Genomic DNA, 26,345 nt, shown 5'->3' on the forward strand with positions numbered 1-26,345 from the left:
GGAACCGCCCGAGAACCTCCCCGCTTTCCTCCGATGCCGACGACTTCCGGGAGTGATCACCGTGAACGATCCCTGGGACTGACCCCGAAGCGGAACCGCCCGAGAACCTCCCCGCTTTCCTCCGATGCCGACGACTTCCGGGAGTGATCACCGTGAACGATCCCTGGGACTGACCCCGAAGCGGAAACACCCGGAACACCCCGGCCCCCGAGGCCCCCGGACCATGACAGAACCGGTCCACTCGCTCCCCGAGCAGTGCATCCGGTGACCGTGACAGCGCCACCGGCCAAGCCCCCGAACCGCTCCCGCACCGGCCGGCCGACGGCCGGACAGCCCGGGCCCGTTCCCCGCCCGCTGGTCCCGCCCCGCCCGCAGGTCCCAGCCGCGGCTCCGCCTCAGCCGCCCGCCAGCAGCTGCTGCGCCTCCGCGAGTTCCGGATCCATCCGGCGGTCCCGGAATGCCTGTACGGCGCTCCGCAGCAACTCCCGCGAACGGTCCCGGTCACCCGGCCCGCCGTCCGACGCGAGCAGCTTCGCCAGGTCCAGCCGCACGAGCGCAGCCCCACCGTGGTCCATGATCCGCTCCCGGATGCCCAGCGCCAGGTCCAGGCAGTCCCGCGCCGCCGCGTCCTGACCCAACCTGGTGTGCGCCAGCCCCAGGTCCCGCAGCAGATGGCCCTCCCCGATCACGTCCCCGCTGTCCCGGCAGAGCTCAAGGACCTCGGTGAACGTCGCCACCGCACGGCCCAGTTCGCCCTGCTGCTGCTGGAGCTGACCGGCCCTGCGCAGGGCCCGCGCCTGGCCGCCCGTGTAGCCGACCAGCCGGTAGATGCCCAGCGCCTCGTCCAGCCTGCGCTGCGCGGCCGAGCTCTGCCCCCGCAGCATCCAGATCTGCGCGCTCTGGGTCAGCACGATGGCCCGGCCCACCACATCGCCCGACGCGTCGAAATCCCGCAGGGCCCGGTCGTACAGCTCCAGTGCCTCGTACTCATGACCAAGGAACCGTTCCAGCAGGGCCAGATCGCGATGGCAGAGACCGAGCCCCTGCCGGTCCTCGATCTCGGTGAACAGCCCCAGCGCCGTCGTCAACGCGGTCCGCGACTCGTCGTACTGGCTGCGGCTGAGATAGAGCGAACCGAGCGAGGCCAGTACGGCGGCGCTGCCCCGCTGATTGCCCGCCGCCCGCGCCGTCCGCAACGCCAGCCGGTGCGTACGCTCCCAGTGGTCCAGATAGCCGCGCATCTCGAAGAGCGTCACCAGCGTCGTCGTCAGATCCCAGCACACCTCGTCGAGCTGCTCGGCCGCCGCGTGCTCCACCGCCTGCACCAGATTGGCGTGCTCGCTGTCCAACCACTCCATGGGATCGGCGAGCAGCTCGTCGACATGCGCGGCGGGCGGCACCCAGCGCGGCGCCGATCCGTGCAGCACGGTGAAGTCCCCGCCGTAGACCCGGCGGTGGGCCTCCTCGGCCAGCGCCATCCAACAGCCCAGCATCCGGTTCAGCGCCGCCGACCGGGTCCCCGGATCGTCGTGCGCGGCCAGCTGCTCCCGGGCGAACACCCGGATGATCTCGTGGAAGCGGTAGCGGAAGCCGCCCGTGGACTCCATTCCGACCACATCCAGCATCTGCACGTCGACCAGCGGCTCCAGCAGATCCGAAGGGAACGGGCGGCGGTCGTCGAGCAGCGCCCCGGCGAGCCAGCCCGGCAGGCTGGGCCCCTGCGCCAGGCTCAGCAGCCGCAGCAGCTGCCGGTCCGCCGGCCCCAGCCCGTCGTGCGTCAGCGACAGGCTCGCCCGCATCGTCATCTCGCCGTGCGTGAGTTCGTCCAGCTTGTGCCGCTCGTTCGCCAGCCGGTGCACCATCGACGCCAACGTCCAGTGCGGCCGGGCCGCCAGCCGGGCGGCCACGATCCGCAGGGCCAGCGGCAGCCCGCCGACGGTCCGGACCAGCGCCTCCGCCGCGACCGCCTCGCCCGCCACCCGCTCCTCGCCGATCACCCGGACCAGCAGTTCCAGGGCCTCACCGGTCTCCAGCACATCCAACTCCACCCGGTGCGCGCCCGGCAGCCCCGTCATCCGCACCCGGCTGGTGACCAGCACCGCACAGCTCCCGGCCCCCGGCAGCAGCGCCCGGACCTGACTCTCGGACGCAGCGTCGTCCAGCACCACCAGCACCCGCCGGGACCCGAGCAGCGTCCGGTACATCTCGGCGCGCTCGTCGAGGGACTCGGGAATGACGGGCCCCGGGATGCCGAGGGCGCGCAGGAACCGGCCCAGTACCTCCCCCGCGGTCGCCGGGGCACCGCTGGTACCCCGCAGATCACAGTAGAGCTGCCCGTCCGGGAAGTGCGTCTCGCCCACCCCGTGCGCGATATGCGTGGCGAGCGTCGACTTTCCCGTCCCCGGTTTGCCGACGATCACGACGAGGCCCACAGCCCGCCGCTCGCCCGGTCCCAGCAGCGCCCCTTCGATCTCCGTGATCCGGGCGCCGTGACCGGTGAAGTCCGCGGTGTCGGACGGAAGCTGCCGCGGTACCTCGGCCACCGGCACCGGTCCCGCGGCGGGGTCAGCCCCGGCGGGCCGCGGCCCGGCTTCCACCGTCCGGGGACCGCCGTCCGGCTCCGACGGCTCCCGGACCGGACCGCCCGCCGCCGGCCGGGCCCGCGTCTCTGCTCCGCCGTTCCCGGTGCCGGTGGGCCCGGACCGCCGGCCCGGCGGCGGAGCGGCCAGACCCGGCGGCGGCACCTCCCCGGTGAGGATCGCCGAATTCAGGCCACGCAGCTCCCCGCCGGGCTCCAGACCCAGCTCCTCCACCAGCAGCTCCCTGCCGAGCCGGTAGACATCCAGGGCCTCCGCCTGCCGCCCCGAGCGGTACAGCGCCAGCATCAGCTTCCCGCGCAGCTGCTCCCGCAGCGGATGCTCATGCACCAGGAGCTGTATCTCGCCCACCAGCTGGTGGTGCCGGCCCAGTTCCAGCTCCAGGTCGATCCGGTGCTCGGCCGCCGTCAGCCGCTCCTCGTCCAGCTGCCGTGCCTTGCTGCGCAGCTTCTCGCTCGCGATGCCGCTCAGACAGCTCCCCTGCCACAGCCCGCCCGCCGACCGCAGCAGCTCCACCGCTTCGGCCGCGCCCTCGGCCCGCTTCCCGGTCAGCCGGGCATCGGCGATCCACCGGGCGAACAGTGCCGCGTCGACCGAACCGTCCTCCGTCGCGAGGACGTAGCCGGGCGGGCGAGTGGTGATGGCGGCGGCCACCGCCCGCCCGCCGAACAGCTTCCGTAGCCGGGACACACAGATCTGCACCTGGGTCCTGGCGGTGTCCGGGGGGTCGTCCTCCCAGATCAAATCCACCAGATAGTCGGTGCTGACGACGCGGTTCGCCTCCAGCAGCAGCGCGGCGAGGACCACCTCCTGGCGACCGGGCGGAATCCGTACCTGTCCGTCCGGGCCCTGCACATGGAGCGGCCCGAGAATACGGAAGACCACGGAGTCCGGGGTCCAGTGACCCTCACCGGGCGATAAGTCCACAGTCACTCCCAGCGAGGAACACGTCCGACCAACAGAGCCCGTGTCAAAAGCGACGTGCAGACACGTGTGCGGACAGTTTCCCGACCATCTGCACTGTTGTAAACGGTGTACAGATCCGGTGGTGGCGATAGTGCCGCGATAGGCGGGGGTTGCGGCGCCGGAGGACGGTGGTATCTGCAACCGCCCGTCCGCGGGGCGGTCGTACGAAGGGACGTGCCATGAACAGTCGCCACCCGAGGAAGCTGCTCCCCAGCAGTCTTGTCACCGACTCCGGGGTCGACCATGTGCGGCTGGCCTACCACTACCTCGACACCGGGGACGTCGACGGCTACCTCTCCCTGCTCGACGAGGACGCCCGGCCCGAGGCGGCGGCGCTGGGCTGTCGCCACAACATCGACCGCATCGTGGCCTCCGGCGACTGCGTGGTCGCGATCGGCCGGGTCAGTCCCCAGCAGGTCGACTTCGTCGATGTGTTCACCCTCTCCGACGAAGGCATGCTCCGCAGCCGCCGTCGGTACGCCGCCCTCCGGGCCGCCGCGCGCTGACACCCCGTCGCGGGCCCGCGGGCCGCCGCGCCTCAGCCGGTGTTCAGGGCGACCGTGGGGTGCCGCCTCGACGCCCGTACCGCCGGATAGAGACCCGCCATGACACCGATGAACAGCGTTGCCGCGAACCCGGCCGCCACGGACAGGCCGGCACCACGACGGTCCAGCCCTGCGCGAGGGTGCAACCGAAGGTCGCCGCCCGCCGAGGGCCGCGCCCGCGGCACCGCCGAGCGCCGACAGCTAGCTGGGACTCCGTCAAGGGCGGAGGTGAGGCCGGGAGGGCGGAAGGTGAGGTTGTCGCCCGGTCCGGGGCGACGAGGTCACCGGCGGCTCCCGCCTCCGGACGCGCCCCTCGCGGATGTGACGACGGCCGTCGGTGCGGCCTGGGGCCCGTAGCGCTCGTAGTAGTCCTGGAGCAGTCCCGATTCCTCCAGAACGGTATCCGCCCAGGCCGGATCCAGACCGGCCGGTGCGGGGTCGGTGGCGACAGCGCATGCGCCGGTGAGCATCCCGGCGTAGACGAGGTCGGAGTGGAGGTTGCTGATGCTGTCCGTCTCGTGGAAGTTGACGGGACGACCGTCGGCCACCACGGTGACGTCGATGCCTCCGGAGAGGGTGAGTGTGCGGGAGGAAGGGGTGGACATCGGGCGTGTGGCCGGGGCCTGGACGGCGAGCGCATCGAGGGCTGGAAGGTCGAACTCGATGTCCCGACTGCTGGCGCTCACGAGGTGGGCATGGCGTCTGAGCGCTGTGAACTCCGGCCTCGACATGCTGGTGCGGCCGGTGACGCCGAAGACGAGCAGCGGTTCATGCTCGCTCAGCAGGGTGCACAGGTCGCGTGCGGTGACGTAGCCGTTCTCATGGGCGTCGATGAGGCGCAGGATGTCGGAGTCGTGGACCGCCACCCGCATACGGCGCTGGGTCAGCAGGGCCGCGATCTGGGCTCCGACATTGCCGTAGCCGATCACCAGTGCGGGCTGACCCTCGATCTTCAGGGAGGGCAGTAGCTCCAGGGCCGTGGTCACCGCCTTCTCAGCGATCCAGTACGACTCGATGCGGCCCTTGAGTCGGGATTGGGCCACGGAGAAGACAGGGAAGGGAAGTTCCGCTTCCCTTCCTTGGAGTCTGTAGATCCCGGACATGGTCTGCTCTACGACGCCGGCCCAGTGGCCTGCCGCGGCCCGCTCGGGTGTCCGGGTGCGGGGTCCGTCCAGCAGCACCGGTGCGACATACCCGCCGTCGTCCAGGGCAAGACAGAGCAGGCCGGCGCGACGGGCGCGGGCCGTGTGCTCCGCGACCGCACCGGCGTCGTGGCATTCCGCGACGTGCACGCCCTGTTCCAGGAGGTGCCCGTGGACACGATGACGCCATCGGTAGGCGTAGTCCTTGCGCAGAACCGTCATCGAGTCCAGAGGAGCCCCCAACTCCGCCAGACATCCCACCAGGCCGACCAGGTCGCTGAGGAAATGACCGGTCACCAGCACCGCGAAGCCCGCCAGCGGCTTGCCGTGACGCAGCCGCTCGACGGTGGCGCTCAGCAACGGCAGTTCAGTCACCAACCGCTCCACCTCAACCGGGGAAAGGGCCTGTCGGTGCCAAATCTCCGCCCACTGCTCCAACGAGGCCGGGGACGACGGCTCGCCCTCCCCGGACAGCCGCAGGTGCAGACGCAGCAGGGACGTTTTGTCAGTGCCGCTGCGCATCTCGGTGGAGACGAACATTCCCGCGCGCAGACCCGCCCCGAGGTCGGCGGTGAGTTCACCCCCGGCGCCGCCCGGCACGGCGTCGGGGCCGGCGGCGTGGCACAGCCGCCGAGCCGCCTGACGCAGGAGGTCCGGTCCGTCCTCGGGCGCGGCGACCACGTCGACCGCCGTCGCCGCGAAGGTAACCAGGCCATCTGCGGGCCACGGAACAGGGTGGCCGGGAAGTCGGATGGTCACAGTGCTGAATTCTCGATCCGTTCGGCATTTGAATTGCTAACTCTTATACCTCCGATGGGGAATCGCGTCCAAATGGAATATGAGTACTATTACCTGAAGCTATGCCTGGTGTTTTTTGTGTTTCACCTCGGCCTTGGATGGGCCGACTGGCGCTCTCCGTGATTCCTATGGCGCCATGGGGGGTGTCTCCGCCGAAACCGTCCCGATCCAGGGGGTTGGAACGGAGATGATTCCCCGGGCCGGGGCCTCGGGGGGTGGTTTCGTTCCGCGCCTGGCGCGTGGTGGTGAATGGGAGGCGGCAAGAGTCCTCGCATCCCATCTGAACCACAAGTTCCCGAAGTTTTCCGCGCACTTCCGCTCCGTCGTCATCGAACGCCGCGGCTCGCTCCTCTTCGGGCGGAGTGGGACAGGACGGGCCGGGTGATCGGCCTCGGTCGGCCTCAGGTGGCTTCGTCGGCCTCGAAGACGGATTCGCGGAGGGTCCCGTAAGGTGCGCTCCGGATGCGGCGAACGCAACCGCCCCGGCGCTCAGGCCGAAACGGGATTCGAGCATCAGACGAGTATGTAGGAATCACTTTTTGATCGACAGTGTCCGGCGGCGATGATGCACTGTCCGATCGGATGCCGGCGAAATCGAATGCGGCCGGGATCGCATGTTCAGCCTTCGCTGATCAGTTTTATGACCATAGGAGGACATCGTGCTCACGGCACAGTACTGGATCGACACCCTCGCCCTGGATGCCCATGTGGAGGGCGGGTACTTCCGTCGGATCTTCCAGGCGGACCACCGCCCCCGTACCCGTACGCCCGATGGTGACCGCTACACCCTGACCTCCATCCACTACCTCCTCACCCACTGGTCACCGATCGGACACTGGCACCTGAACCGGTCCGACATCATCCACTTCCACCACCACGGCGAACCCGTCACGTACCACCTCCTCCACCCCGACGGCCGCCACAGCACCGCAGTCCTGGGCCAAGACCCCCGGCAGGGCCACACCCTGGCCCTCTCCGTGCCCGGAGGCGTCTGGAAGGCCGCCCACCTCACCACCGGAGACCACGCCCTCATCAGCGAAGCCGTCGCACCCGGATTCGACTACGCCGACTTGGCTCTCGGACAGAGCGAGGAACTCACGGCCCGCTTTCCCGACCACGTCGAACTCGTCCACCGCTACTGCCGTCGGACCTCACCAGGCCCGACCGGCCACTTCGCCACCTGATTCGCCGACGGCGCGCATCGGTTCCGGCAGTGTCCACGTCAGTGCCCATGCCCTCCGCCCAACCCGCGCGTCGGCAAACCGAGTGCGCGTACGCACCCGACAGCAGTACCGGGATCAGGCCGTAAGGAGCTCCTGCTCGCGGTCCGGCGTCTTGACCTTGGGCTTCTTGTTCGGCAGCGAGAGCCGGAAGACCTTGTGCCACGCGGAGAACACCTGCTTGGGCAGCGGCCCCGTGACGTACTCCAGCTCGTACTTTTCGAACAGCGCGCGCACCTTCACCGCGACCTCGGCGTACCGGTTGCTCGGCAGGTCCGGGAACAGGTGGTGCTCGATCTGGTGCGACAGGTTGCCGGTCATGAAGTGCATGGCCTTGCTGCCGCTGATGTTCGCTGAGCCCATCATTTGGCGCAGGTACCACTGGCCGCGGGTCTCGCCCTTGATCGACCGGCGCTCGAAGACCTGCACCCCCTCGGGGAAGTGCCCGCACATGATCACCGAGTGGGACCAGATGTTGCGGACCAGGTTCGCGGTGAACGTGGCGGCGAGCGTGGTGAGGAATGACGGGCCCGACAACAGCGGGTGGATCACATAGTCCTTGAGCACCTGCTTGCGGATCTTGCGACCCACGGCCTTGGCTCGCGCACGGAACTCCGGGTTCTTGCGGCGGCGCTTGTGCAGGTTCTTGCCGAGCTCCAAGTCGTACGCCGCGATGCCGTACTCGAAGAAGCAGGCGTTGATGAAGTTCCACAGCGGCTGGCCGAGGTGGAACGGGTGCCACTTCTGGTCCTCGTCGACGCGCATGATGCCGTAGCCGAGGTCGTTGTCCTTGCCGATCACGTTGGTGTACGTGTGGTGCAGTTCGTTGTGCGAGTGCTTCCACTGCTCCGACGGCGAGACGTGATCCCACTCCCAGGTGGTGGAGTGAATCTTCGGGTCCCGCATCCAGTCCCACTGGCCGTGCAGGATGTTGTGGCCGATCTCCATGTTGTCCATGATCTTCGCCACGGACAGGCCAGCGGTGCCGATCAGCCACGCGGGCGGGAAGATCGAGAACAGCAGCACGCCCCGACTGACCAGCTCCAGCTTGCGCTGCACCGAGATGACCTTGCGGATGTAGGCGGCGTCCTTCTCTCCGCGGCTGGCGATCACCTCGTCGCGGATCGCGTCCAGCTCGCGGCCGAGTTCCTCGATCTGCTCCGCGGTCAGGTGGGCGGTGGGGTCGATGGCGGTCAAGGTGCTCCTACCGTTCGATGTCGCAGGGGCCCGCCGCGGCGGACACACAGGTCTGGATGAGTACGCCCGGCTCGGCCTCGGTGAGCTCGCCGGTGCGCAGGTCGCGGACGGCGCCTGCCTTGAGCGGTGTGACGCAGCCGAAGCAGATGCCCATGCGGCACCCGGAGGGCATCAGCACGCCTGCCTCCTCGCCGACGTCCAGCAACGGCGTGGTGCCGTCCGCGTCGACGGTCTTGCCGGTGGTGCTGAAGGTGACCTCGCCGCCATCGCCGGCGACGACGATGCTGGGGCGGAAGCGTTCGGTGTGCAGGCGCTCTGGTACGCCGTGCTCGGTCCAGTGCTCTTCGGCGGCGTCGAGCAGGCCAGCGGGCCCGCAGGCCCAGGTCTCGCGCTCGGCCCAGTCGGGCACGAGTTCGTCGAGACGGGCGATATCGAGCAGGCCGTCCGTGTCGGTGTGCACCTCGGTGAGACGCAGCTTCTTCTCCGCCACCAGGTCGTGCAGCTCGTTGCGGAAGATCACGTCTTGCGGCTGTGGCGCGCAGTGGACCATGACGACATCGTCGAACTCGACGTCGCGCAGCATGCCCATCACAGGGGTGATGCCGCTACCAGCCGTCAGGAAGAGCACCTTGGCGGGCTTGGCGTCCGGCAGCACGAAGTCACCGGTCGCCTGGTCGAGCTGGATCAGCGTGTCCGGTTGTGCCCTGCGGACCAGGTGGTTGCTGACCTTGCCGTCCGGGATCGCCTTCACGGTGATCGTGACACGGCCGTCCTGACGGTCTGTCGGCGAGGTGATGGAGTAGGCACGCCACAGGCGCACCCCGTCGACGTCGACCCCGATCCGCACATACTGACCGGCCAGGTGGCCGCGCCAGCCCCGTCCCGGCCTGATCACGATGGTCACGGCGTCAGCCGTCTCGGGATGCACGGCCTCGATGCGCCCACGTAGGTCAGCCCCGGCACGCAGTGGACTGACCAGGTCGAGATAGTCCGACGGCAGCAGCGGCGTCGTGACCATCTCCAGCAGTTTCCACGCCCTGCTACGGAGGGCTGTACTCGTCATGACCCCAGCTTGATGCGCCTCAGGGCGTAAAGTCCTACCCGTAAGACGTGAATCTGATCGGCTGAACTGTTCGCAGGGAACAAAAAATGGGGCATGCAATCCAGAGGGCCACCGAACTGGCCCTGGACAGGACGACAGTCACCGCACTACGGGCCGCGCTGAAGGGCACCGCCGACGAGGTCGTCCAAGCGATCATCGACGAGGTCCCGCCCTACGCCAACGCCCTCTCGGGCCGCATGGGCGCCACCATCCGCCGAGCCGTCCGCACCGCCCTGGGGCACTATCTGGACCTTGCGAGCGGGAACGCCACGAGTGGCGACGCCGGTGACGCGGCCTACGAGCTGGGCCGTGGCGAGGTGCGTGCCGGCCGTTCGATGGATGCCTTGCTCAGCGCCTACCGTGTCGGCGCCCGTGTGGCCTGGCGATGCCTGGCAGCGGGAGCCGTACCCGCAGGTCTGCCCGCCGCCGAGGTCGCCAAGTTCGCCGAGCTGACCTTCGCCTACATCGACGAGCTCTCAGCCGCGAGCGCCGCGGGCCACGCCGACGAACTGGCCGCACGGGGCCGGGCCCACGAGCGCCACCTCGAACACCTGGCCCGCGACCTCCTCGCCAGCGCGAGTCCGGACGTGCTGCTGGCCTCTGCTCAACGGGCAGGGTGGCAGCCTCCGGATTCGCTGACCGCGGTCCTGCTGCCCGCCGCCCAGGCCCGGCCTGCCTACCGCGCGCTCGACCCGAGCACCCTCGTCCTCGACGATCTACAGGACGCCACCGGTGTGCTGCTCGTCCCCGATGCCGACCGATCACATCTCCTGAGGCAGCTGACCGACCGCGCCGCCGTGGTCGGCCCGGCCCGGCCCTGGACGCGAGCGTCCGCCTCGTACACCCGAGCCGTACGCGCGCGCTCCCTCTCCTCCGATATTCGCGACACGGAGGAGCACCTGCCCGAGCTGGTGCTGAGCGCCGACGTGGACGCGTTCGCAGACCTGCGTGCCCGAGCGCTCGCACCGTTGCGCACCTTGCCCGTCGCAACGGCACGGCGACTGGAGGAGACATTGCGGGCGTGGCTGCTGCACCAGGGCAGACGGGATGAGACAGCGGCGGCGTTGTTCGTCCATCCCCAGACGGTCCGGTACCGGATGTCGCAGCTGCGGGAGCTCTTTCCTGATCTCGCATCGCCACAGCGGGTCCTTGAACTGACGCTGGCGGTCGGTCTTCGGGCCGGCTGATGCGCATCCTGTCGTCGAAGAGGCCATCGTCAGGGCGGGGACCGGCGACGAGGGGCCGGGCGGCCGGTCCTTGGCCCGGTCGGTTCGGGGGAAGGCCGTCTGTGGGGTGCGCACGCCATGACGTGGGCGCGGGTGTCTGGCCATCGCCTTCCGGCGGTGTCCCGCCCCCGGCCGGGTCCCCGACAAGGGGTGCGCCGGGGGCGGTTGTCGTGGGGAAGCCCGTGCGGTGTCGGGCTACTTCTTGGGGGAGCAGGGATCGCAGCAGGAGGGGGCGGGTTCGACGCAGATGGTGACGGCGTCGGTGTTGTTGGTCGTGTCGGGATCCTTTTCGTTGCCGGTGACGGTTGCGGCGTTGTCGATCCGGCCGGCCTTGGTGGCCTTGGCCCGGAGCACGAGGGTGGCGAAGGCATCGTCGGCCAGGTCGCCCACGGTCCACTGGCCGGTGGCCGGGTCGTAGCTTCCGGGCGTGCCGTCGGCGGACAGGAAGGCGAGGCCGTCGGGGAGCAGGTCGGTGACGGATACGCCGGTGGCCCGGTTCGGGCCGGAGTTATGGACGGTGAGGCGGTAGGTCACCGTCTGGCCGACGGTGACAGTGGTTGCGTCGGCCGCCTTCGTCACGGCCAGGTCGGCGGCCGGTTTGACCTGCGTGACCTGCTCGTTGGACGTGGCCGTCAACGGCTCTGGCTGGTCGCCGAGCCGGTTCTCGTAGGAGGCGGTCGCGGTGTTGCTGATCTGCTTGCCGCCGCTGATCAGGTCGATGGTGACCCGGTACTCCACCGTGGTTCCCGCCGGCAGGGTCTCGGTGTTGGGGAGGCTGCCCCCCTCCACGCCGGATGCGCCGTTGCCGAGATGGAAGACGACCTTGTTCGCTGCGGCGTCGTACGACGCCTGGTCGTCCCCTTGGGCGTCGGTCTTCGCTCCGGCATTCGGGCCGTCGAGGATCCGCAGAGAGCCGGGCAGGTACGTCGTACCTTGCGGGATGACATCGGTCAGGACGAGGTTCTCTGCCGCTCCGCCGCCCTCGTTCTTGGTGGTGATGCGATAGGTGATGACGTCACCCACCTCCAGCGGCCCCGCCGGAATGGCGCTCTTGGCGGGCACCACGTACGGAGCGGTGCCGAAGAAGATGCCGTCCAGGAAGTTGCCGATGCCGGGATTGCCACCGGCGGCGGAGATAGAGCGGAAGGCGAAGCGCGTCAGCGTCTGGTCTGCCGGGACGGTGTAGGTGCCGGTGTAGTGACCCCAGGCGGTGTTGCCGTCGGTGAAACGCCTCTGCTCCGCCGTGGAGCCCGGGGCGCCGATGTCCAGCGCCATGGTGTCTGCCCCTTGGCGACCCCGGTGGTACAGCTGCCAGTACAACTTTGTGCCGGGCGTCGTCGGCAGGTCCTGGTAGAGCGTGGAGACCTGCCGCGCGTTGAGCTCGGCGAACTGGGAGCCCTCGGCCGCCGGCACACCGTTGAAGCCAGACCGCCACAGCTCGATCATGTGGTCGGTGGCGGTGGTGCGCCAGCCCGGGACCCACTTGGGCGTCTGTGTCTGTGAGGCGTCCGGCAGGATCTCCACACCGGTGACGACGGGCGCTTCGAAGCTGCCGTTGGCCAGGGCAACGCGGAGTGGAACAGCGGGAGGTGTCGCCATGTTTCTTCCCCTTGAGTCGATGCTTCTGGAGTGCACCGCCGATCGCCGAGCCTTCGGGCGCGGTGGCGGAGCCGAAACGCCAGTAGCGCAACGCATTTGTGCGAATGCGTAAAGGGATGCGCGCATGAGGTCGGCCAACTCCGTGCGGCGCGTTTGCGGAACTCCTTCGCGGCCAACTCCCGCCCCACGTCGCTCATATCGCCGTTGGCACACCACTTCCACCACACATGACTCCCAGCCCTCCCTCGCCCACCTCTGCCATGTCCGAAAGCCCTCGTTGCACCTCTGGTGATTCCGTTGCTCAGGGTGAATCAACCACCAGCGGAGTTGACGCTCCCGGCACCGTGGCGGCGGCCCACGGAGGAACTCATGTCTTCGTCCGACCCGACAACTGCGTCGGCGTCATCGGATTGACCGGTCTGTTTCGCTCTGTGCGGCACTCGGGTGCTTCTGCCCCGGTCGACGGCGTGGCCGTGCCAAGGCGACGATGACGAGCAGCAGGCTGGCCGTGTGATCCAGTTCGCTTCAGTGACGCTTGAGGACGCGCGACGCATCCTGACGGCGGGCGAGGCCAGGGCCACGGAAATCGGTGTGCCGTGCAACATTGCGGTCGTCGACGCCGGGGCACACCTGGTAGCGCACATCCGGATGGACGGTTCCCAGTTGGGGAGCATCACGCACGCCATCGACAAGGCTTTCACCAGCTGTGCCTACCGTAGAACCACCGAAGCCCTGGGCCGCGACGGGCAGCCCGCGGGGCCGCTCTACGGTGTCGCCCATACGCATCAAGGGCGGGTGGTCATCTTCGCCGGCGGCATCCCTCTGGTCCACGAAGGCCAGGTAGTGGGAGCGATCGGTGTCAGCGGCGGCACGATCGAGGAGGACTGTACGGTCGCCGAGGCGGCGGTCGCCGCGTTCTGAATCCAGCCCACCCCTTGCCTCCCGGCGCCCGGGGCCGTGGCCGGCAACGGAAGGCAGCCCCAACAACCGTACCCGTGCCAGGCTTGCCGGCCGTAGCGGACGGTCAGCCGTCGGGGTGCTGGCTGCCGTGGGTTGTGCGGTCGAGGAGCCCGCAGTCTCCGCACTTGGCGCCCGCTGGGGCCCGGTAGTAGAGACAGCAACTGCGACGCCGGAACGTCAGCTCCGGGCCGGTGATCCGGCCGGTCCCGGCGAGACGCCGGGTACGCAACAGCTCGTCGATGAGGACAGTGAGCCGCTCCCGTGCAGCGGGGCGAGCGACAAGGATCGCGCGGCCCGCCTCGACCAGGGCGGACGCCGAGTTGCCGTCGAGGAGCCGAGGCGCCACTTTCACCCGCAGCCCGGCTCGCAGCGGATCCAACTGACCGGTCATCACGGCCGCGTACAACTCGTCGGCCAGTCGGGGCACCCCCTCCGCGTACTGCCCGGTGGCGTCCGGCAGCCGGAGGGCCGGGCCCTCGTCGGCGCGCTGGAGCCCCGATAGATCGGGGACTATCCCGTGCAGGACCGTGCACGCCAGCACCGGGGACCAGAGCCGCGCCGCGTGCCCGAGCTGGGCGATCGACGCGCCGAGCCGCGGCTCGGGGCTGCGGTGCCGGGCCGCCGTCGCGGCGACCAGGTCCGGGAACCCGCGAGCGTACGATTCGGTGACGGGGTGCCAGCCGAGGTCCGGGCCGCCCAGCCGTACCGCGAAGAAGCCGCCGAGCCCCGCCACGTCGAGCAGCGCGGCCCTGACCTCCGCCGCCGGGGCGGCGCGCGGGATCGGCTGCCGCACCCGATGGTTGCGGGGACCCTTCATGCCCGGTCCGGGAACTGTTCCGCACCCGTCAGCAGGGTGATGTGGGGGGTCCCGGTACGAGGGTGCGCCGTGACCTCGGCGTCGACCCGGTACACATCCGCGAGCAGCCCCGTCGTCAGTACCTCCGCGGGGGCGCCGAGAGCGACCACCCGGCCGGCCTCCATGACACAGACACGGTCGCAGAACGCGGCGGCGAGGTTCAGGTCGTGCAGGGCGACGAGGGCCGTGACGCCCAGCTCGCGCAGCAGCCGCAGCACATCCAACTGATGGCGCAGATCCAGATGGTTCGTCGGTTCGTCCAGCACCATCGTCCCGGTGTGCTGGGCGAGGGCGCGGGCGATCAGCACCCGTTGTTTCTCCCCTCCGGAGAGCCGGTCGAACGGCACCGGGGCCAGCGGTGCCACATCGAGGCGCTCCAGCGCGTCCGTGACGATCGCCCGGTCGTCGGCGTCATCACCCGCGAACGCCCGCTTGTGCGGGGTCCGGCCCATCGCGACCACGTCGTACACGGACAGCTCGAAGTCCCCGGCGCTCTCCTGGAGGACGGCGGCGAGTCGCCGCGCCAACCGTTTGCCGGGCAGCGCCCACACATCGTCGCCGTCCAGGAGGACCCGGCCCGAGGTGGGACGCAGTGTCCGGTACACCGTGCGCAACAGGGTCGACTTGCCCGCACCGTTGGGACCCGCGAGCCCGACCATCTCCCCAGGTGCCACGCACAGCGAGACTCCGTCCACCAGCGCCCGGTCACCCATGACCACCGATACCTCCTGGAGGTCGAGCAGGCCGGGCCGCGGGCCCTGGTCGTTCGTCAGCGGTGCCGTCATGAGGTCCTCCGTCGCATCAGCCAGAGGAAGAACGGTCCGCCGACGAGCGCGGTGAGGATGCCGACGGGGACCTCCTCCGGACTCATCAGGGTCCGGGCGGCCAGATCCGCCATGATGAGGAACGCCGCGCCCAGCAGCGCCGCTGCGGGCAGCGCACGGCGGTGGTCGGCGCCCACCAGCAGCCGCACCACGTGCGGCATGATCAGCCCGACGAAGCCGATCTGCCCGCTGACTGCCACGATGGTGCCGATCATCAGCGCCACCAGTACGAACAGCGCGGCACGGAACCGGTGCACATCCAATCCCAGCGCAGTCGCCGCCTCCTCACCGGCCAGCAGCAGGTTCAGCGGACGGGTCACCCCGAGCAGCACCGCCGTACCGGCGAGCACCACCACGGCCGGTAGCCACACCATCGACCAGGTGGTGCCTGCAAGTCCGCCGAGCATCCACCGCAGAGCCGACTGGGTCTTGTGCGGGTCATTGGAGGTGACGATCAGGAAACTCGCCAGCGCGGAGAGCACCTCCGCCATCGCGACCCCCGCCAGCACCAGCCGGATCGTGGTCATCCGACCCCCCGACCTGGCCAGGAAGTACACCGCGACCAGCGCTGCGAGCGCCCCGGCGAACGCCGCAACCGGCAGGGTCACGAGCCCGAACACAGTGATGTTGAGGACCAGTACCGACACCGCGCCGACCGACGCACCCGAGGACACCCCGAGCAGCATCGGATCGGCCAGCGGATTGCGGACCAGTGCCTGGAGAGCCATGCCGGAGACGGCGAGACCGGCGCCGACCACCCCGGCCAACAGGACCCGGGGTAGCCGCACATCCAGCACGATCGTCTCGCGGACCGGGGTCCAGGTGACGTCAGCGAGCCCAGGATGCACATGGTGCAGGACGATCGACCAGACCTGCCCGGTGGGAACGCTGATGGACCCGACGGCGATCCCCGCGGTCGCGGCGAGGAGCACCAGCAGCGCCAGCACGGCCAGCACCAGTCCGTACGGAGGTCGGCCCCGGCCGCCCACCGCGGCGGTGGCGGTCGGCCCGGGAGCCTTGGTGACAGCCGAGGCAACGTCACCCAGGGCCCGGGGCGCGCCCGTCACCGGAAGCGGTCCGGGTGCAGCTGACGGGCCAACGAGTCCACACCCGCCGGTACCCGCACCCCGAGCACGGTCGAGGACAACGGGAGTACCGCGAACCGCTTGTTCTTGATGGCGGGCACGTCCTGGAGCGCCGGGTGCGACAGCAGGAACTTCTTCTTGGCCGCAAGGGGTTGGTCCCCGTAGTCGTAGATCACGACGACCTCGGGGGCCCGTTCGGCGACCTGCTCGAACGAGACATCACCGAACTGCTTGTCCAGATCGGCGAAGATGTTGGCCCCGCCCGCCTCCTTGATCATCTCGTTGCCGACGCCCGCGCCACCCGCGGTGAACGCCGTCTTGTCCCCGCTGTCGTATACGAACACCTTGAGCGCATCGACACCGCCGAGCTTCTTGTCGACCGCACCGAGTGCCGCCTCGGCCTTCTTGACCTCGCGTTCCGCACGCTCCGGAACCCCGAATATCTTCCCGATGCCGCGTAGTTCCTCGCCGATCATCGCCATCGTCACCGGTCCCGTCGGGCACTCCTCCACATTCAGATAGGAGTCGACGCCCGCTTTGGCGAGAGCGGCCCTGCTGCGGCCCTCCTTCTCGTCGAAGGTGCTCGCGAACCCGGCGTAGGCGAAGTCCGGTTCGGCGTTCAGCAGCACCTCGAAGGACGGGTACTCCTTCGAGAGCACCTTGATCCCCCGATAGGCGTCCTGGTACTCGGGGAGGATCTTGTCGTCGAGATAGGCGGTGCCCACCATCGACTTCTCCAGACCGAGAGCGAGGAGCACTTCGGTGGCGTGCTGGTTCAGCGTCACCGCGCGCTGCGGCGGACGCTCGTACGTCGTCTTCACCCCGCAGTTGGTCACGGTGACGGGGAAGCCCTCGGTTGCGGATCCCGAGGCGGCGGGATCGTCCCGGTCGGTTGATGTGCCACCGCCGCAGCCCGCCACCAGGAAAGCGGCAGCGGCCAGCAGGGACAGGGAGCGTTTCGCCATGGTGTGGTCGGTCCTCTCACCGCGGACGCCGTTGCGCCGCGGTCGGTTGGCAGGGTTCAGCGGGGGTCGGCGGACGACGCGTCACGGACCCGCCGTGGCGGGGTGAAGGCGTACAGGCCGAGGATCTCCGGCAGCGGGGCCTCTCCGGGGCCGCCCGCGCGCACCCAGTCGACGATGTCGTCGGTCGCGGCGGGGTCGTTGACGAGGCCGAGCCAGACAGGACGGGCACCGGCGGCGCGTCCCGCAGCCGAGGGCTGGACGACGACCACATTCGCCTGGTCGCAGACGTCCAGACACTCGGAGATCCGTACCGGAAGGTCCCGGCTCAGCGCGGCGACCTGCGCCGCGTGATCGATACCGGTCACCTTCGCGCTGCCGCAGCAGCAGTCCCGGCACACGACGACCCGGCACGGCGCCGGAGCCCCGGAACGTTGCCCTTCGGGCATCCCGACTCACACTCCCCTCTGGGGAGATCCGCCCCAGTCTGTCGAGGAGGCGACCGCGTGAGTCTCCTGGCTCTCGGGTCAACGCTCGCCCCAGCCTTCCCACCCGCGTAGGGGCAGTGGTCTGTTTGGGGTTCGCTCGCCGATCACAGTGGCGGGACCGCACCGGATTCACACCGGTTTCCTCGATCCGCCGTCGCCTTTCGGCGTCATCATGACAGACGGCGCGGCCGGATCGTATGCCTGGGCCGCAGTTGCAGCGCAGGTCACACGGCGAAGCCTCGGTCGGGTGGCGCAATCCACCAACCCGACAGGTGGCCGGGGCGGCTGTCCGCCTTCCCGGTGAGAGGGGCGCGCGGAACCGGCACACATCTGCGCGATGGCATCCTCCAGCGCCTGCCCGGGCGAAAGCCTCTGCGGTGGGCCAACTCGATCCACCGGGGCAGCGGTCTGCCGGAGCTCAGGGTCAGACCGCCACGGCTGCCCGGTGGTCTGATGCTGATCAGCTTCGGGCCGCCACGGCTGCCGCGACCGTGGCCAGGATGCGATGCAGGACAGGGACCGGAATCGCCGGATTGGTGACCGCCGCGCATGCCGTGTCGCGATCGTGCAGCAGCGCGGCGAGGACGCGGGCAGGCAGCCGTGGATTGCGCAGGGCGGCCCCGCGGACGTGAGCCGCCGGGTCGTTCAGAAACCTCACCGCGTCAGCCGGTGACAGCCGGGTGTCCTCGGCCGCGCGGTGGCGCACCTCGGCCTCGGGGTCGCGAGCGAGATGTGCGACGTCGGCAGGCGTGGACTCCGGATCGTCCAGCGCCAGACGGCGCATCCGTCCATCGGGGTCGCCGACGTAGCGCAGCAGGCCAGTACGGGGGAAGTTGGGGTGGCCGCGGGGGCGGTCAGGGTGACTGAAGCTGCCGTCCCACCAGCGCCAGACCTCCAGCAGCAGCTCGGCCGGCGCGTCATCGCACGATTCGGCGAGGAACAGGCGGACCGTCTTGTCCTCGTCCCGCGCCAGACGCTCCACGACGTCCGCTGGAAGATGCCGGGCCCGGGCCACGCTTCGGCGGATGAGCGGATGGGACGACATGGCGAGGCGGCGCATCGCATCGGCGTCACCGTGCAGGCCCTTGACCCAGGGCAGAGTCTTCGACATCGACGCCAGGTCGAAGTCGTAGCGCACCGCGGCACGTTGCTCCTCGTTGAGGTCGGGCCGCAGCGCCACCGCCGAGCGGACGCCGTCGTCTCGGTCCTCCGCCAGGAGGGCGACACCGTGCGCGCTGAGCCGGGGGTTGGCGGCCAGCGCTCGGCGTACCTCCGCGTCCCCGTCCCGGACCAGCTCCGCCTCCAACTCGGTTACGAGACGACACCGTTCGAGCGCACGCCGGGGCGCCGGCAGCCCGGCCAGGACCTCGTGAGGCATGGGGACGTCATGGTGGTGGGCGAGGAGCGCCGCCGTACGCACCGAATGGTCGGAGTCGGCCAGTAGCCGTGTCCGCAGCGGAGCGGCGAGCTCTTCCCACCGGGCGCAGGCAGCCGACCGCACCCGGGGATCGGCGTCGGCCGCGAGGCGGGGGAGGTGGTGCACGGGGAGCCCGGGAAGTTCGGCGGCCTCGGCGCGGCACGGGCCGTTGAGGAGGTCGTCGTACAGGTCAGCGGCAAGTGCGACGCCCCAGGCGCAGGCGCGCTCGGTCCAGAGCACGCGCCGGGTCGGCGACGATTCGGCGCGGACCAGGCGTACCCACTGATCGGACGTGAGCCGGGGCCCGAAGGTGTCCACGAGTCTTGAGCGCATCTGTGGATCGGGGTGCGCGAGGGCGGCGTCGAAGACGGCGGGCCGGTCGCAGCCGTGCAAGAAGCCCACCTCCACATCCAGCAGTCGGACGAGGAGCTCGTCCGGCGCGGCCGGATTGGACCCGATCCCCTCCGCCCAGTGCAGCGGCCACGCCGGCCGGCCGGGCACCGTCGCCCACACCGCGTCCCGCTCGACCGCCGTCTCGTGCCCAGCGGTCGCGGCGGCCTCCTCCAGTCGTTCCGGTAGTCGATCGAGGGCTGTCACCCGAGGACCATCTGCGCCGGGAACCTCCGCCAGGAGCACCTGCCCGTCGAGGGAGAGCGCCACGAACCCCGGGCCACCGGTCAGCCCCGGCACAACGCCGCCGGTGTGGCGGACCCGCGTCCACCGGGAGTCGTTGCCGCCGAGCCGATGTCCGAGGACCGCCACCAGGAACTCGCCGTCGGCATCTGCCAGGCGGCGCCACCACCTGGTGTCGATGGCTTTCCCGACCGCACCGTCCGGCGCCGCGATCCCTCGCGCGATCCGCCAGCCGGCCTCCGGCGGCAACAGGCTGTCCGGGCGGACGTCCTCGACGACCGTGAGTCCGACGCGCGGGAGCAGTTCGTGGAGTTCCCCTCGATGTTGCACGCGGCCATGATCCGCGCCCACTCAGGGTGGGACAAGGCCCTCAGCCCGGGTACGTGGCAAGCTCTCACCCGCGTACTCCCAGCCAAGTGGCATGCGCTGCTGCGCAGTTGAGCGACAGAGACCCCTCCCGGCCCGGGGCTTGGTGCCGAGCGATGGCCGGAAGCCGCCGGGGTTTCCCGCCGCGTCCAAGCGGCCGGGGGAGCTCCCCTGTCGTGGGCCGCGATCCTCACCGGGGGACCGGAAGTGCTGTTGGGGAGCCTTCATCTGGAGCCGGGCCCATCCGGGGACGGGACGGACGCGTCGGACAGCGGGTGACACGAGCAAGGTGAACGGGTGTACGAATCCAGCCGTTTCCAAGATCAGGCTGCCAATGCGGCGCCAGAGGCGGAAAACTTGGGCCGCAGCGCGGGTTCCCTGTGTGCCTGAAACAGATGAAATGCCCCTGCACTTGCACATCAATGTCCTTGAAGAGATCAGGAGTCTCCGGATGGCCCCCTTGCGCGTTGCCCGGCCTGTAACCGTTGCCGCCACGGCGGCGGCAACCGCCCTGTTCCTCCTGGGTTCGGCGCCCGTGGCAGTGGCCGAACGCTCCGGACCGGAGCTGAATTCACGGCTGCTCCCGATCCCGGTGGGAGGACTCCACAGTTTCGTCAAGGGGCTGAACAGCAGTGGCACGGTCGTCGGCGAGTACTACGTGGAGGGCTCCGACGGGCCACTCGGGATCCGGTGGAACGCCAACAGCCCCGGCTACACCCGCCTGGCGCCACTGCCCGGGGAGCGGTTCAGCCGCGCGATCGCGCTGAGCGACCGTGGATGGGCGGTCGGCACGTCCTACAACAGCCTGCCCCACACCAACCCCGTCCGCTGGACACCGGGCGCCACTCCGACGCGGTTGACGCTTCCCGCTGGGACCCAAGGCGGCAACGCGTCGGCCGTCAACAATTCCGGTGTCGTGGTCGGCGACGCGTCGGAGGAGAGCAACCGCTCCCACCCCCTGCGCTGGCAGTCTGACGGCAGCAGGACCGACCTGCCCGTGCTGCCCGGCGACAACAGCGGCACCGCGACGTCGATCAACAATGCGGGCACGGCGGTCGGGTGGACCGAGAAGCGCGACGGCACCGGTGGCCCCGCGCACCCGGTGCGCTGGAACGCGGCGGGTGTTGTGAGCGCGCTGCCCCTCCCGGCGGGGATCGCCGGGGCCCGGGCCAGCCAGATCACCGACAACGGCGTGGTCTTCGGTCATGGGCGGCTGGCCGGGAGCACGGAGTACGACCGGGTCCTGGTGTGGGCGGCCAACGGCACCGTCCGCGACGCCGGGCGTGGGCGGGGATACGACGTCAACCGGGCGGGCACCGCCGTGGGGGCTTCGTTGGAGGACAACCCGAACGGCGACACGGCCCGCTGGAATGCGAACGGCACCCGCACAGTGCTTGCCAATCCGGCGGAAGCGGCCGGGGAGGTGCTGGCGATCAACAACCGGGGGGCGGCCGTCGGATACGCGTGGCCGCCGGCCGGTAACCCCGCGTTGGACAAGGCCCTGTTGTGGAAGCCCAACGGCACGGTCGTCCCGCTGCCGTCGACGCCTCTCGGTCCCTACGCCGCGGCGTTCGCGATCAACGACGCAGGGGTGATCGCCGGATTTGCCGTCGGCACCGATGGCGCCGGCAATGCGACGACCTGGCGTGCGACCGTCTGGAAGCGCTGAGGGCCGCCGCCTCCTTGACGGGAGCTCCGGTACGGGGGCGGCAAGGAACGCAGCTCACGGTCCCCGGCGCGTCAGGCGCCGGGGATGGGCTGGGGCTGCCGCCCGTCCGCCCTTGCTGTGGGCGGCGCTGGTGCAGCAGTACGACTCTGGCAGGGCCGGAGTCCCGGCGCCCTTCGGGAAGCCGATGTCGATCCAGCCGGGACCCGGCTGGGGGCGTACGCGGGCAGGCTCATGACCTGGGGCAACGCCGCCTCGCCTTGAGCGTCGGGACTGCCAGCCAGCTCCAGGACACCACCGGTCTGCGATCACATGGCCTGGCGGCCAGCGGCATCTCCGCCCGGGTCGTCGGCGAGAACGATGGAGATCGCGATCCGCTTGCCCACCGGCTCCCGGTGAATCGCGAAGCTCTGGCTGACCGCCATCACGATCTCCAGGCCGTGCTGACCGACCCGTGTGGGGTCGGCGGGCAGGAGCAGCGGCAGGGTCGTACTGCTGTCCCAGACGCTCACCTGGACTGCGCCGTCCTTGATCTGCAGCGTCAGCAGACACGGCCCGGGCGCGAACTTGCGCGCATTGGTCACCAGCTCGCTGACCGCGAGCTTCACCGTGTCCATCGCCCGCCTCGACACCGGCAGCCCGTGCACGGCTTGGACCGATGTGAGGAACTCGCGGACCAGGTCACGAGCCCCAGCGATCTCTCCGCTGTCCTCGAACACGGCCGAGACAGCTATCGGACGGTCCACGAGCAACTCGTGCTTCTTGTCCTGAGCAAGCAGGTCCATACATCCGCCCATTTGTTCACCAGCATTGACGCGACGCATCCCGGATACCCCCGAAATGACAGTCCACTCCTTCACCACCTTCCAGCAGTCCTGTCGCACGACAACACCACCGCGAGCTTCGAAGGGGCGACTGTAGGTCGGAAGGCACCGTTCCCCCTCGTCCTCGTCCCGAGCCGCCGGTACTACCGCTGTCCGGGAAGCGCTCAGCCCACGGGGTGATGATCGCTAGGAGCGGATGTCAGCGGGGTGCTCCCCCCCAGTTCGATCGGCCCTATGGGAGCGAGGGACTCCTTGAGGCGAGCAGCTCAAGGAGTCCCTCAGAGATCCCGGGCAGGCTCCGCTACCGGAGTCCGGCCCGGATGGCCCTCGGTGGCGCCGGTCCCCGTTGCGGGGTCCCGTCGCCGTTCACCCGCTCTCGCCGCAGGAAGTACGGGCGATGAGTTGTGGTGCGAACCGGAGCTGCACCGGATGGGTGGGATTCTCGACGATCAGATCGGCCGCGCTCTGCCCCATCCGGTACGAGGGCTGCGCAACCACCGTGATGCCGAGGGCAGGTGCCCAGGAGAAATCGTCCATCGTCAGGAAGCCGATGTCGTCCGGGATCACGAGCCCCCGGGCGATCAGTGCCGAGTGAACGGCGACCGTACGAAGGCCCGTGAGGCAGACGATCGCGTCCAGCGGGATCCGGCGGGACAGCAGCGCGTCCACTGCTTCGCCGGTTTCCGCGTTGACCGACACCGCCGCGACGGCGTCGTCGGGCAGCGGCAGCCCCGCCTCGGCGAGCCCTTGCCGCAGTCCCTCGGTCCGTCCGAGCTGTGACGGCCTGGTCCCCGATGTCACCACCCCGATCGACCTGCGTCCGCACGAGATCAGATGCTCGGCCATCATCCGGCCGGCAGCGACGTTGTCGAGGCTGACCGAGTGCAGACCGGGCGGCGGATCCGGCACCGACCGCGCGACGACGACACAGGGGGTTCCTCCCAGCGCCATCCTGCGTGTCCTGTCATCGGTGGATTCGCTGGCCGTGACGATGAGGCCGCGCACCCGCTGCTCGTCCATGGCCTGGATCTGTGCGAGCTCGCGATCAGGACGCAGGAACGTGTTGGCGAACATGACGAGGCTGCCGTTGGCGGCGGCCACCTCGTCGATGCCGCGGATCAGATCGAGGTAGAACGGGCTGCTCAGATCCCCCATGACCACGCCGACGGTGCTGGAGCGCCCGGCAAAAATGCTCTTGGTGAGGGCGTTCGGCGAGTACTCAAGCCGGGTGACCGCGTCCCACACCCTGGTCGCGGTCGCCTCCTTGACGGCGCCGCCGTTGAGTACCCGCGAGACCGTCGCCACCGATACTCCTGCCGCCGATGCGACATCGCCGATGGTTGTTCGCTTCACCGTCCGTCCCTTCCAGCCGCTCCGGTCAGGCGGTGACACGCCGGCCGTCGCGGACAACGATCTCACCGCCGATGATGACAGTGCGAACCTGCGGCAGCTCCGCCGGGTCGGTCAGCACAAGATCGGCGATCGCGCCCGGAGCGATGCGTCCACGCCGGGGTGCCACACCCGGGATGGCGTCGGCGACATTGGCAGTGGCCATGGCGATCGCCGCGGGAAGGCGCACCACTCCGGCCTTGGTGGCGCGGTCGATCGCGAGCAGGATCGGGTCGTGGTGACCGCCCGCGTAGTCGGTCGAGATCGTGTCGACGAGCCCCGCCGCGAACATGGCGTAGAGCAGTTCGGGACCGGTGGTCAGCCGTCGTGCGCCGAAGGTGTCGAGGGTGGAGACATCCACGGTCGCGCCCAGCTCTTTGAGCCGTTCGGCGTGTTCCAGTGCTTCGCGCGGGTCGAAGCTCGAATGGTTGGAGTGCCCGGCGACGAGCCGCACTCCGGTTCTGGCGATCGCGGCGACCTGAGTCATCGACGCGGCTGCGTTGTGCACCAGTACCGGCACTCCGACCTGTTGGGCGTACTCCGCGGCCTCGCCGAGTCCCTCCAGGGCGACATCGAAGGCGGGCAGGATGATGTCCGAGACGATGCCGCGGATCTCCTCCACCGACAATCTGCCGGCCAGTCCTGCGGCCACCAACGCCCCCTCGACGGCGTCACGGTCGAACGACGAGGCTGAGATGTGCCGGCCCAACACGGAGATCTTCAACGCATTGGCCTGCCGGGGCGTGATCGTCACCCCGGTGCGCCGCGCCACCTCGGCCGGGATGTACATGTAGCTCGCCCCACCGCCGCCCAGGGTGTGACCGGCACCGATCTCGCCGAGGGCGACCGCGCCCTCACCGACCGCCCGGCGCGCGGTGTAAGCGCGGTGCTCATCGCTGAGGCCACCGCCGTCGGCGATGGTCGCCGCCCGTAGGCAGGCCGGGGTGTTGCAGGAGGCCAGTCTGACGGTGACCGGGTGGTCCTCGTCGGTCCTCGCGACCGCTTCGGCGGTGACGAAACCGTCGACGCACAGCACGGTGGTCGTGCCCTCCAGCAGATGTCGGTCGAGGTTCGCGAGCACCTGCCCGGGTGGGAGCCCTTCGTGGCCGCTGGGGAAGAGCGGGCCGTACGCGGTGCCATGGGTGTGGTTGTTGATCAGCCCCGGAAGGGCGAGAGCGCCCGCGGCTGCAACGATCTCGTCCACGGCGCCGTAGGTCTCCGCGGGCCTGGTGGGCAGGATCTCGCGGATCACACCTTCCTCGACCACGATGTCCACCCCGTGCCGGAGGTCGCTGCCGGTGCCGTCGACGAGATCGCAGCCGTGCAAGACGGTCGTATGCACAACGTCTCCTCAGAATCGCGCGAAGCGGAAGGGGGCCAGCTCCCCGGTGCGGTCCTCGCCCAGGACTTCGGCGGCGACGAGAGCGCCGGCGTGCAGACTGAGCGTCGCCCCGCTGTGGGAGACGGCGAAGTGGAAGTTGGGCAGTTCGGGTGCCCGGCCCAGTACCGGCAGACCGTCGCCGGGGATGGGCCGCTCGCCCACCCGTACGCTCTCCACACTCGCCGCGCCCAGTCCCGGGTACAGCGCGCGGCCTGCCGCCATCAACCGGTCGACTGCGGTCTGCTCCACACTGATCTCGCCGGTGTCCAGGACCTGTGCCGCACCGTCGATGTCGTGCGTGTGCAGGAGCAGTCGCCCGGCGCCGTCCGGCCTGAGGTGGACCTGCGGGGCGTGCACGACACGGGACGTGGAGACCGCGGCCGGCGAGGTGTAGACGAGGACTCCGCGTGTGTTGCGCATGGGCAGGTCCAGGCCGGCGAGGCCAGCGATGTGGTCGGCCTGCGGGCCGGCGCAGTTGACCACGGCGTCCGCGGCGAGTCGCTGCCCCGACGCGAGGAGGACCGAGGTCACCCGGCCGCCGGACACATCGACTTCCGTGACCGCGTCGTGCCAGATCCGCTCCAGGTCCGCGGTGGAGAACAGATGGGCGATCAAGCGGGTGGGTTCTATCCAGCCCTCTGCCGGGAAGTAGGCGATCTCGTCGTCCGGCAGTTGGGCGGGGTTCATATCGGGCTCAAGGCGCAGTGCTTCCGCCCGGGTGAGCCATCGTGCCTCGTATCCGTAGCTCGACACCATGGCGACCTTGCGGCGCAGTCGCTCGCACTCGCCGTCGCTGCCGCCCCATTCCAGATTCCCGCCCTCGTGGTACCAGTCGCTCCCGGGCACATCGTGCGCCAGCTTTGCGTGCGCCTCCATCGAGGCGACGCTGAGATCGTGGTACGCCCGCGGCTGCTTGCCGCAGGAGTTGGTCCACGAGAAGGTCGCCCCCGACGTGCCACCGGCCGGTGGGCCCCCGTCGACCACCGTGACGTGGGCGCCGCGGCGTGCGAGTTCGGCGCTCACCGCCGCCCCGTAGACACCTGCACCGATGACGACGACGTGCTCAACCATGTGGATTCCTCTTCTCTCGTTGCTTTCGTTG

20 protein-coding genes, 1 pseudogene and 1 riboswitch are annotated in these 26,345 nt (G+C 69.8%); of the genes and pseudogenes, 5 read left to right on the forward strand and 16 right to left on the reverse strand.

All coding sequences use genetic code 11. The annotated features are described in order from the left end of the window. Positions 1 to 395: 395 nt before the first annotated feature. The gene (locus ACFXJL_RS32185; protein WP_384698414.1) at positions 396 to 3,482 is read right to left on the reverse strand and encodes a BTAD domain-containing putative transcriptional regulator; all 3,087 of its coding nucleotides are present in this window, start codon (positions 3,480 to 3,482) and stop codon (positions 396 to 398) included. Positions 3,483 to 3,742: 260 nt separating this feature from the next. Between ACFXJL_RS32185 and ACFXJL_RS32190 the strand changes: the two genes are divergently transcribed. Continuing rightward, positions 3,743 to 4,069, forward strand: a complete 327-nt coding sequence (locus ACFXJL_RS32190) for a nuclear transport factor 2 family protein (protein WP_358881831.1) — start codon at positions 3,743 to 3,745, stop codon at positions 4,067 to 4,069. 32 nt (positions 4,070 to 4,101) lie between these two features. On the opposite strand, the pseudogene ACFXJL_RS32195 reads toward ACFXJL_RS32190, so the two are convergent. Both ACFXJL_RS32195 and ACFXJL_RS32200 read right to left on the reverse strand, forming a co-directional pair. Beyond that, positions 4,102 to 4,309, reverse strand: a pseudogene (locus ACFXJL_RS32195) (ABC transporter permease); the annotation flags it as partial. An 80-nt stretch (positions 4,310 to 4,389) separates the two neighbouring features. Continuing rightward, positions 4,390 to 6,009 carry a hypothetical protein gene (locus tag ACFXJL_RS32200; protein ID WP_384698417.1) on the reverse strand — a complete coding sequence of 540 codons (1,620 nt, stop codon included), beginning with the start codon at positions 6,007 to 6,009 and terminating at the stop codon, positions 4,390 to 4,392. Between the two features lie 698 nt (positions 6,010 to 6,707). On the opposite strand from ACFXJL_RS32200, the gene ACFXJL_RS32205 reads away from it, so the two are divergent. Next, entirely contained in the window at positions 6,708 to 7,232 is a 525-nt protein-coding gene (locus ACFXJL_RS32205) for a cupin domain-containing protein (RefSeq protein WP_384698420.1), read from the forward strand. A gap of 114 nt (positions 7,233 to 7,346) precedes the next feature. On the opposite strand, the gene ACFXJL_RS32210 is transcribed toward ACFXJL_RS32205, so the two are convergent. Together ACFXJL_RS32210 and ACFXJL_RS32215 are read right to left on the reverse strand one after the other, a co-directional pair. Then, on the reverse strand, positions 7,347 to 8,465 hold the full coding sequence (locus ACFXJL_RS32210; RefSeq protein WP_384633774.1) for a fatty acid desaturase family protein: 1,119 nt from the start codon (positions 8,463 to 8,465) through the stop codon (positions 7,347 to 7,349). A 7-nt stretch (positions 8,466 to 8,472) separates the two neighbouring features. Next, the gene (locus tag ACFXJL_RS32215) at positions 8,473 to 9,528 is read right to left on the reverse strand and encodes a ferredoxin reductase (RefSeq protein WP_358881835.1); all 1,056 of its coding nucleotides are present in this window, start codon (positions 9,526 to 9,528) and stop codon (positions 8,473 to 8,475) included. A gap of 86 nt (positions 9,529 to 9,614) precedes the next feature. Between ACFXJL_RS32215 and ACFXJL_RS32220 the strand changes: the two genes are divergently transcribed. Next, entirely contained in the window at positions 9,615 to 10,754 is a 1,140-nt protein-coding gene (locus tag ACFXJL_RS32220) for a helix-turn-helix domain-containing protein (protein ID WP_358881836.1), read from the forward strand. 234 nt (positions 10,755 to 10,988) lie between these two features. Here ACFXJL_RS32220 and ACFXJL_RS32225 read toward each other — a convergent pair whose 3' ends face one another. Further along, positions 10,989 to 12,392 carry a hypothetical protein gene (locus ACFXJL_RS32225; RefSeq protein WP_384698424.1) on the reverse strand — a complete coding sequence of 468 codons (1,404 nt, stop codon included), beginning with the start codon at positions 12,390 to 12,392 and terminating at the stop codon, positions 10,989 to 10,991. A 510-nt stretch (positions 12,393 to 12,902) separates the two neighbouring features. Here ACFXJL_RS32225 and ACFXJL_RS32230 point away from each other — a divergent pair. Further along, a complete protein-coding gene (locus ACFXJL_RS32230) occupies positions 12,903 to 13,313 on the forward strand; it encodes a heme-binding protein (RefSeq protein WP_384698427.1) in 411 nt (136 codons plus the stop codon). Positions 13,314 to 13,416: 103 nt separating this feature from the next. On the opposite strand, the gene ACFXJL_RS32235 is transcribed toward ACFXJL_RS32230, so the two are convergent. From ACFXJL_RS32235 to ACFXJL_RS32260, 6 genes are all read right to left on the reverse strand, one after another. Continuing rightward, positions 13,417 to 14,169: a (2Fe-2S)-binding protein gene (locus tag ACFXJL_RS32235; protein ID WP_384698429.1), complete on the reverse strand. Its 753-nt coding sequence runs from the start codon at positions 14,167 to 14,169 to the stop codon at positions 13,417 to 13,419. Further along, positions 14,166 to 14,993 (reverse strand): ABC transporter ATP-binding protein, encoded by an 828-nt coding sequence (locus ACFXJL_RS32240; RefSeq protein WP_384698432.1) that lies wholly within the window; start codon positions 14,991 to 14,993, stop codon positions 14,166 to 14,168. The genes ACFXJL_RS32235 and ACFXJL_RS32240 overlap by 4 nt, the downstream gene beginning before the upstream one ends. Continuing rightward, on the reverse strand, positions 14,990 to 16,099 hold the full coding sequence (locus tag ACFXJL_RS32245) for a FecCD family ABC transporter permease (RefSeq protein ID WP_384633789.1): 1,110 nt from the start codon (positions 16,097 to 16,099) through the stop codon (positions 14,990 to 14,992). Before ACFXJL_RS32245 ends, ACFXJL_RS32240 begins: the two co-directional genes overlap by 4 nt. After that, positions 16,096 to 17,082, reverse strand: coding sequence for an ABC transporter substrate-binding protein (locus ACFXJL_RS32250; protein WP_358881841.1), 987 nt, complete (start codon positions 17,080 to 17,082; stop codon positions 16,096 to 16,098). The genes ACFXJL_RS32245 and ACFXJL_RS32250 overlap by 4 nt, the downstream gene beginning before the upstream one ends. Positions 17,083 to 17,138: 56 nt before the next feature. Next, entirely contained in the window at positions 17,139 to 17,528 is a 390-nt protein-coding gene (locus tag ACFXJL_RS32255) for a hypothetical protein (RefSeq protein WP_358881842.1), read from the reverse strand. 38 nt (positions 17,529 to 17,566) lie between these two features. Continuing rightward, positions 17,567 to 17,770: riboswitch (cobalamin riboswitch) on the reverse strand. 257 nt (positions 17,771 to 18,027) lie between these two features. Beyond that, on the reverse strand, positions 18,028 to 19,947 hold the full coding sequence (locus ACFXJL_RS32260) for a hypothetical protein (protein WP_384698437.1): 1,920 nt from the start codon (positions 19,945 to 19,947) through the stop codon (positions 18,028 to 18,030). 487 nt (positions 19,948 to 20,434) lie between these two features. Here ACFXJL_RS32260 and ACFXJL_RS32265 point away from each other — a divergent pair, with 487 nt between their 5' ends. Beyond that, the gene (locus ACFXJL_RS32265) at positions 20,435 to 21,652 is read left to right on the forward strand and encodes a hypothetical protein (RefSeq protein ID WP_358881844.1); all 1,218 of its coding nucleotides are present in this window, start codon (positions 20,435 to 20,437) and stop codon (positions 21,650 to 21,652) included. A 305-nt stretch (positions 21,653 to 21,957) separates the two neighbouring features. On the opposite strand, the gene ACFXJL_RS32270 is transcribed toward ACFXJL_RS32265, so the two are convergent. From ACFXJL_RS32270 to ACFXJL_RS32285, 4 genes are all read right to left on the reverse strand, one after another. Beyond that, a complete protein-coding gene (locus ACFXJL_RS32270) occupies positions 21,958 to 22,434 on the reverse strand; it encodes an ATP-binding protein (protein ID WP_384633799.1) in 477 nt (158 codons plus the stop codon). 405 nt (positions 22,435 to 22,839) lie between these two features. Next, on the reverse strand, positions 22,840 to 23,826 hold the full coding sequence (locus ACFXJL_RS32275) for a LacI family DNA-binding transcriptional regulator (protein WP_384633802.1): 987 nt from the start codon (positions 23,824 to 23,826) through the stop codon (positions 22,840 to 22,842). Positions 23,827 to 23,851: 25 nt separating this feature from the next. Then, a complete protein-coding gene (locus ACFXJL_RS32280; protein ID WP_384698442.1) occupies positions 23,852 to 25,204 on the reverse strand; it encodes an amidohydrolase family protein in 1,353 nt (450 codons plus the stop codon). Positions 25,205 to 25,213: 9 nt separating this feature from the next. Then, a complete protein-coding gene (locus tag ACFXJL_RS32285; protein WP_384698445.1) occupies positions 25,214 to 26,314 on the reverse strand; it encodes an NAD(P)/FAD-dependent oxidoreductase in 1,101 nt (366 codons plus the stop codon). Positions 26,315 to 26,345: the final 31 nt, after the last annotated feature.

This window comes from Streptomyces sp. NPDC059256 (assembly GCF_042753785.1).
Lineage (GTDB): Bacteria > Actinomycetota > Actinomycetes > Streptomycetales > Streptomycetaceae > Streptomyces.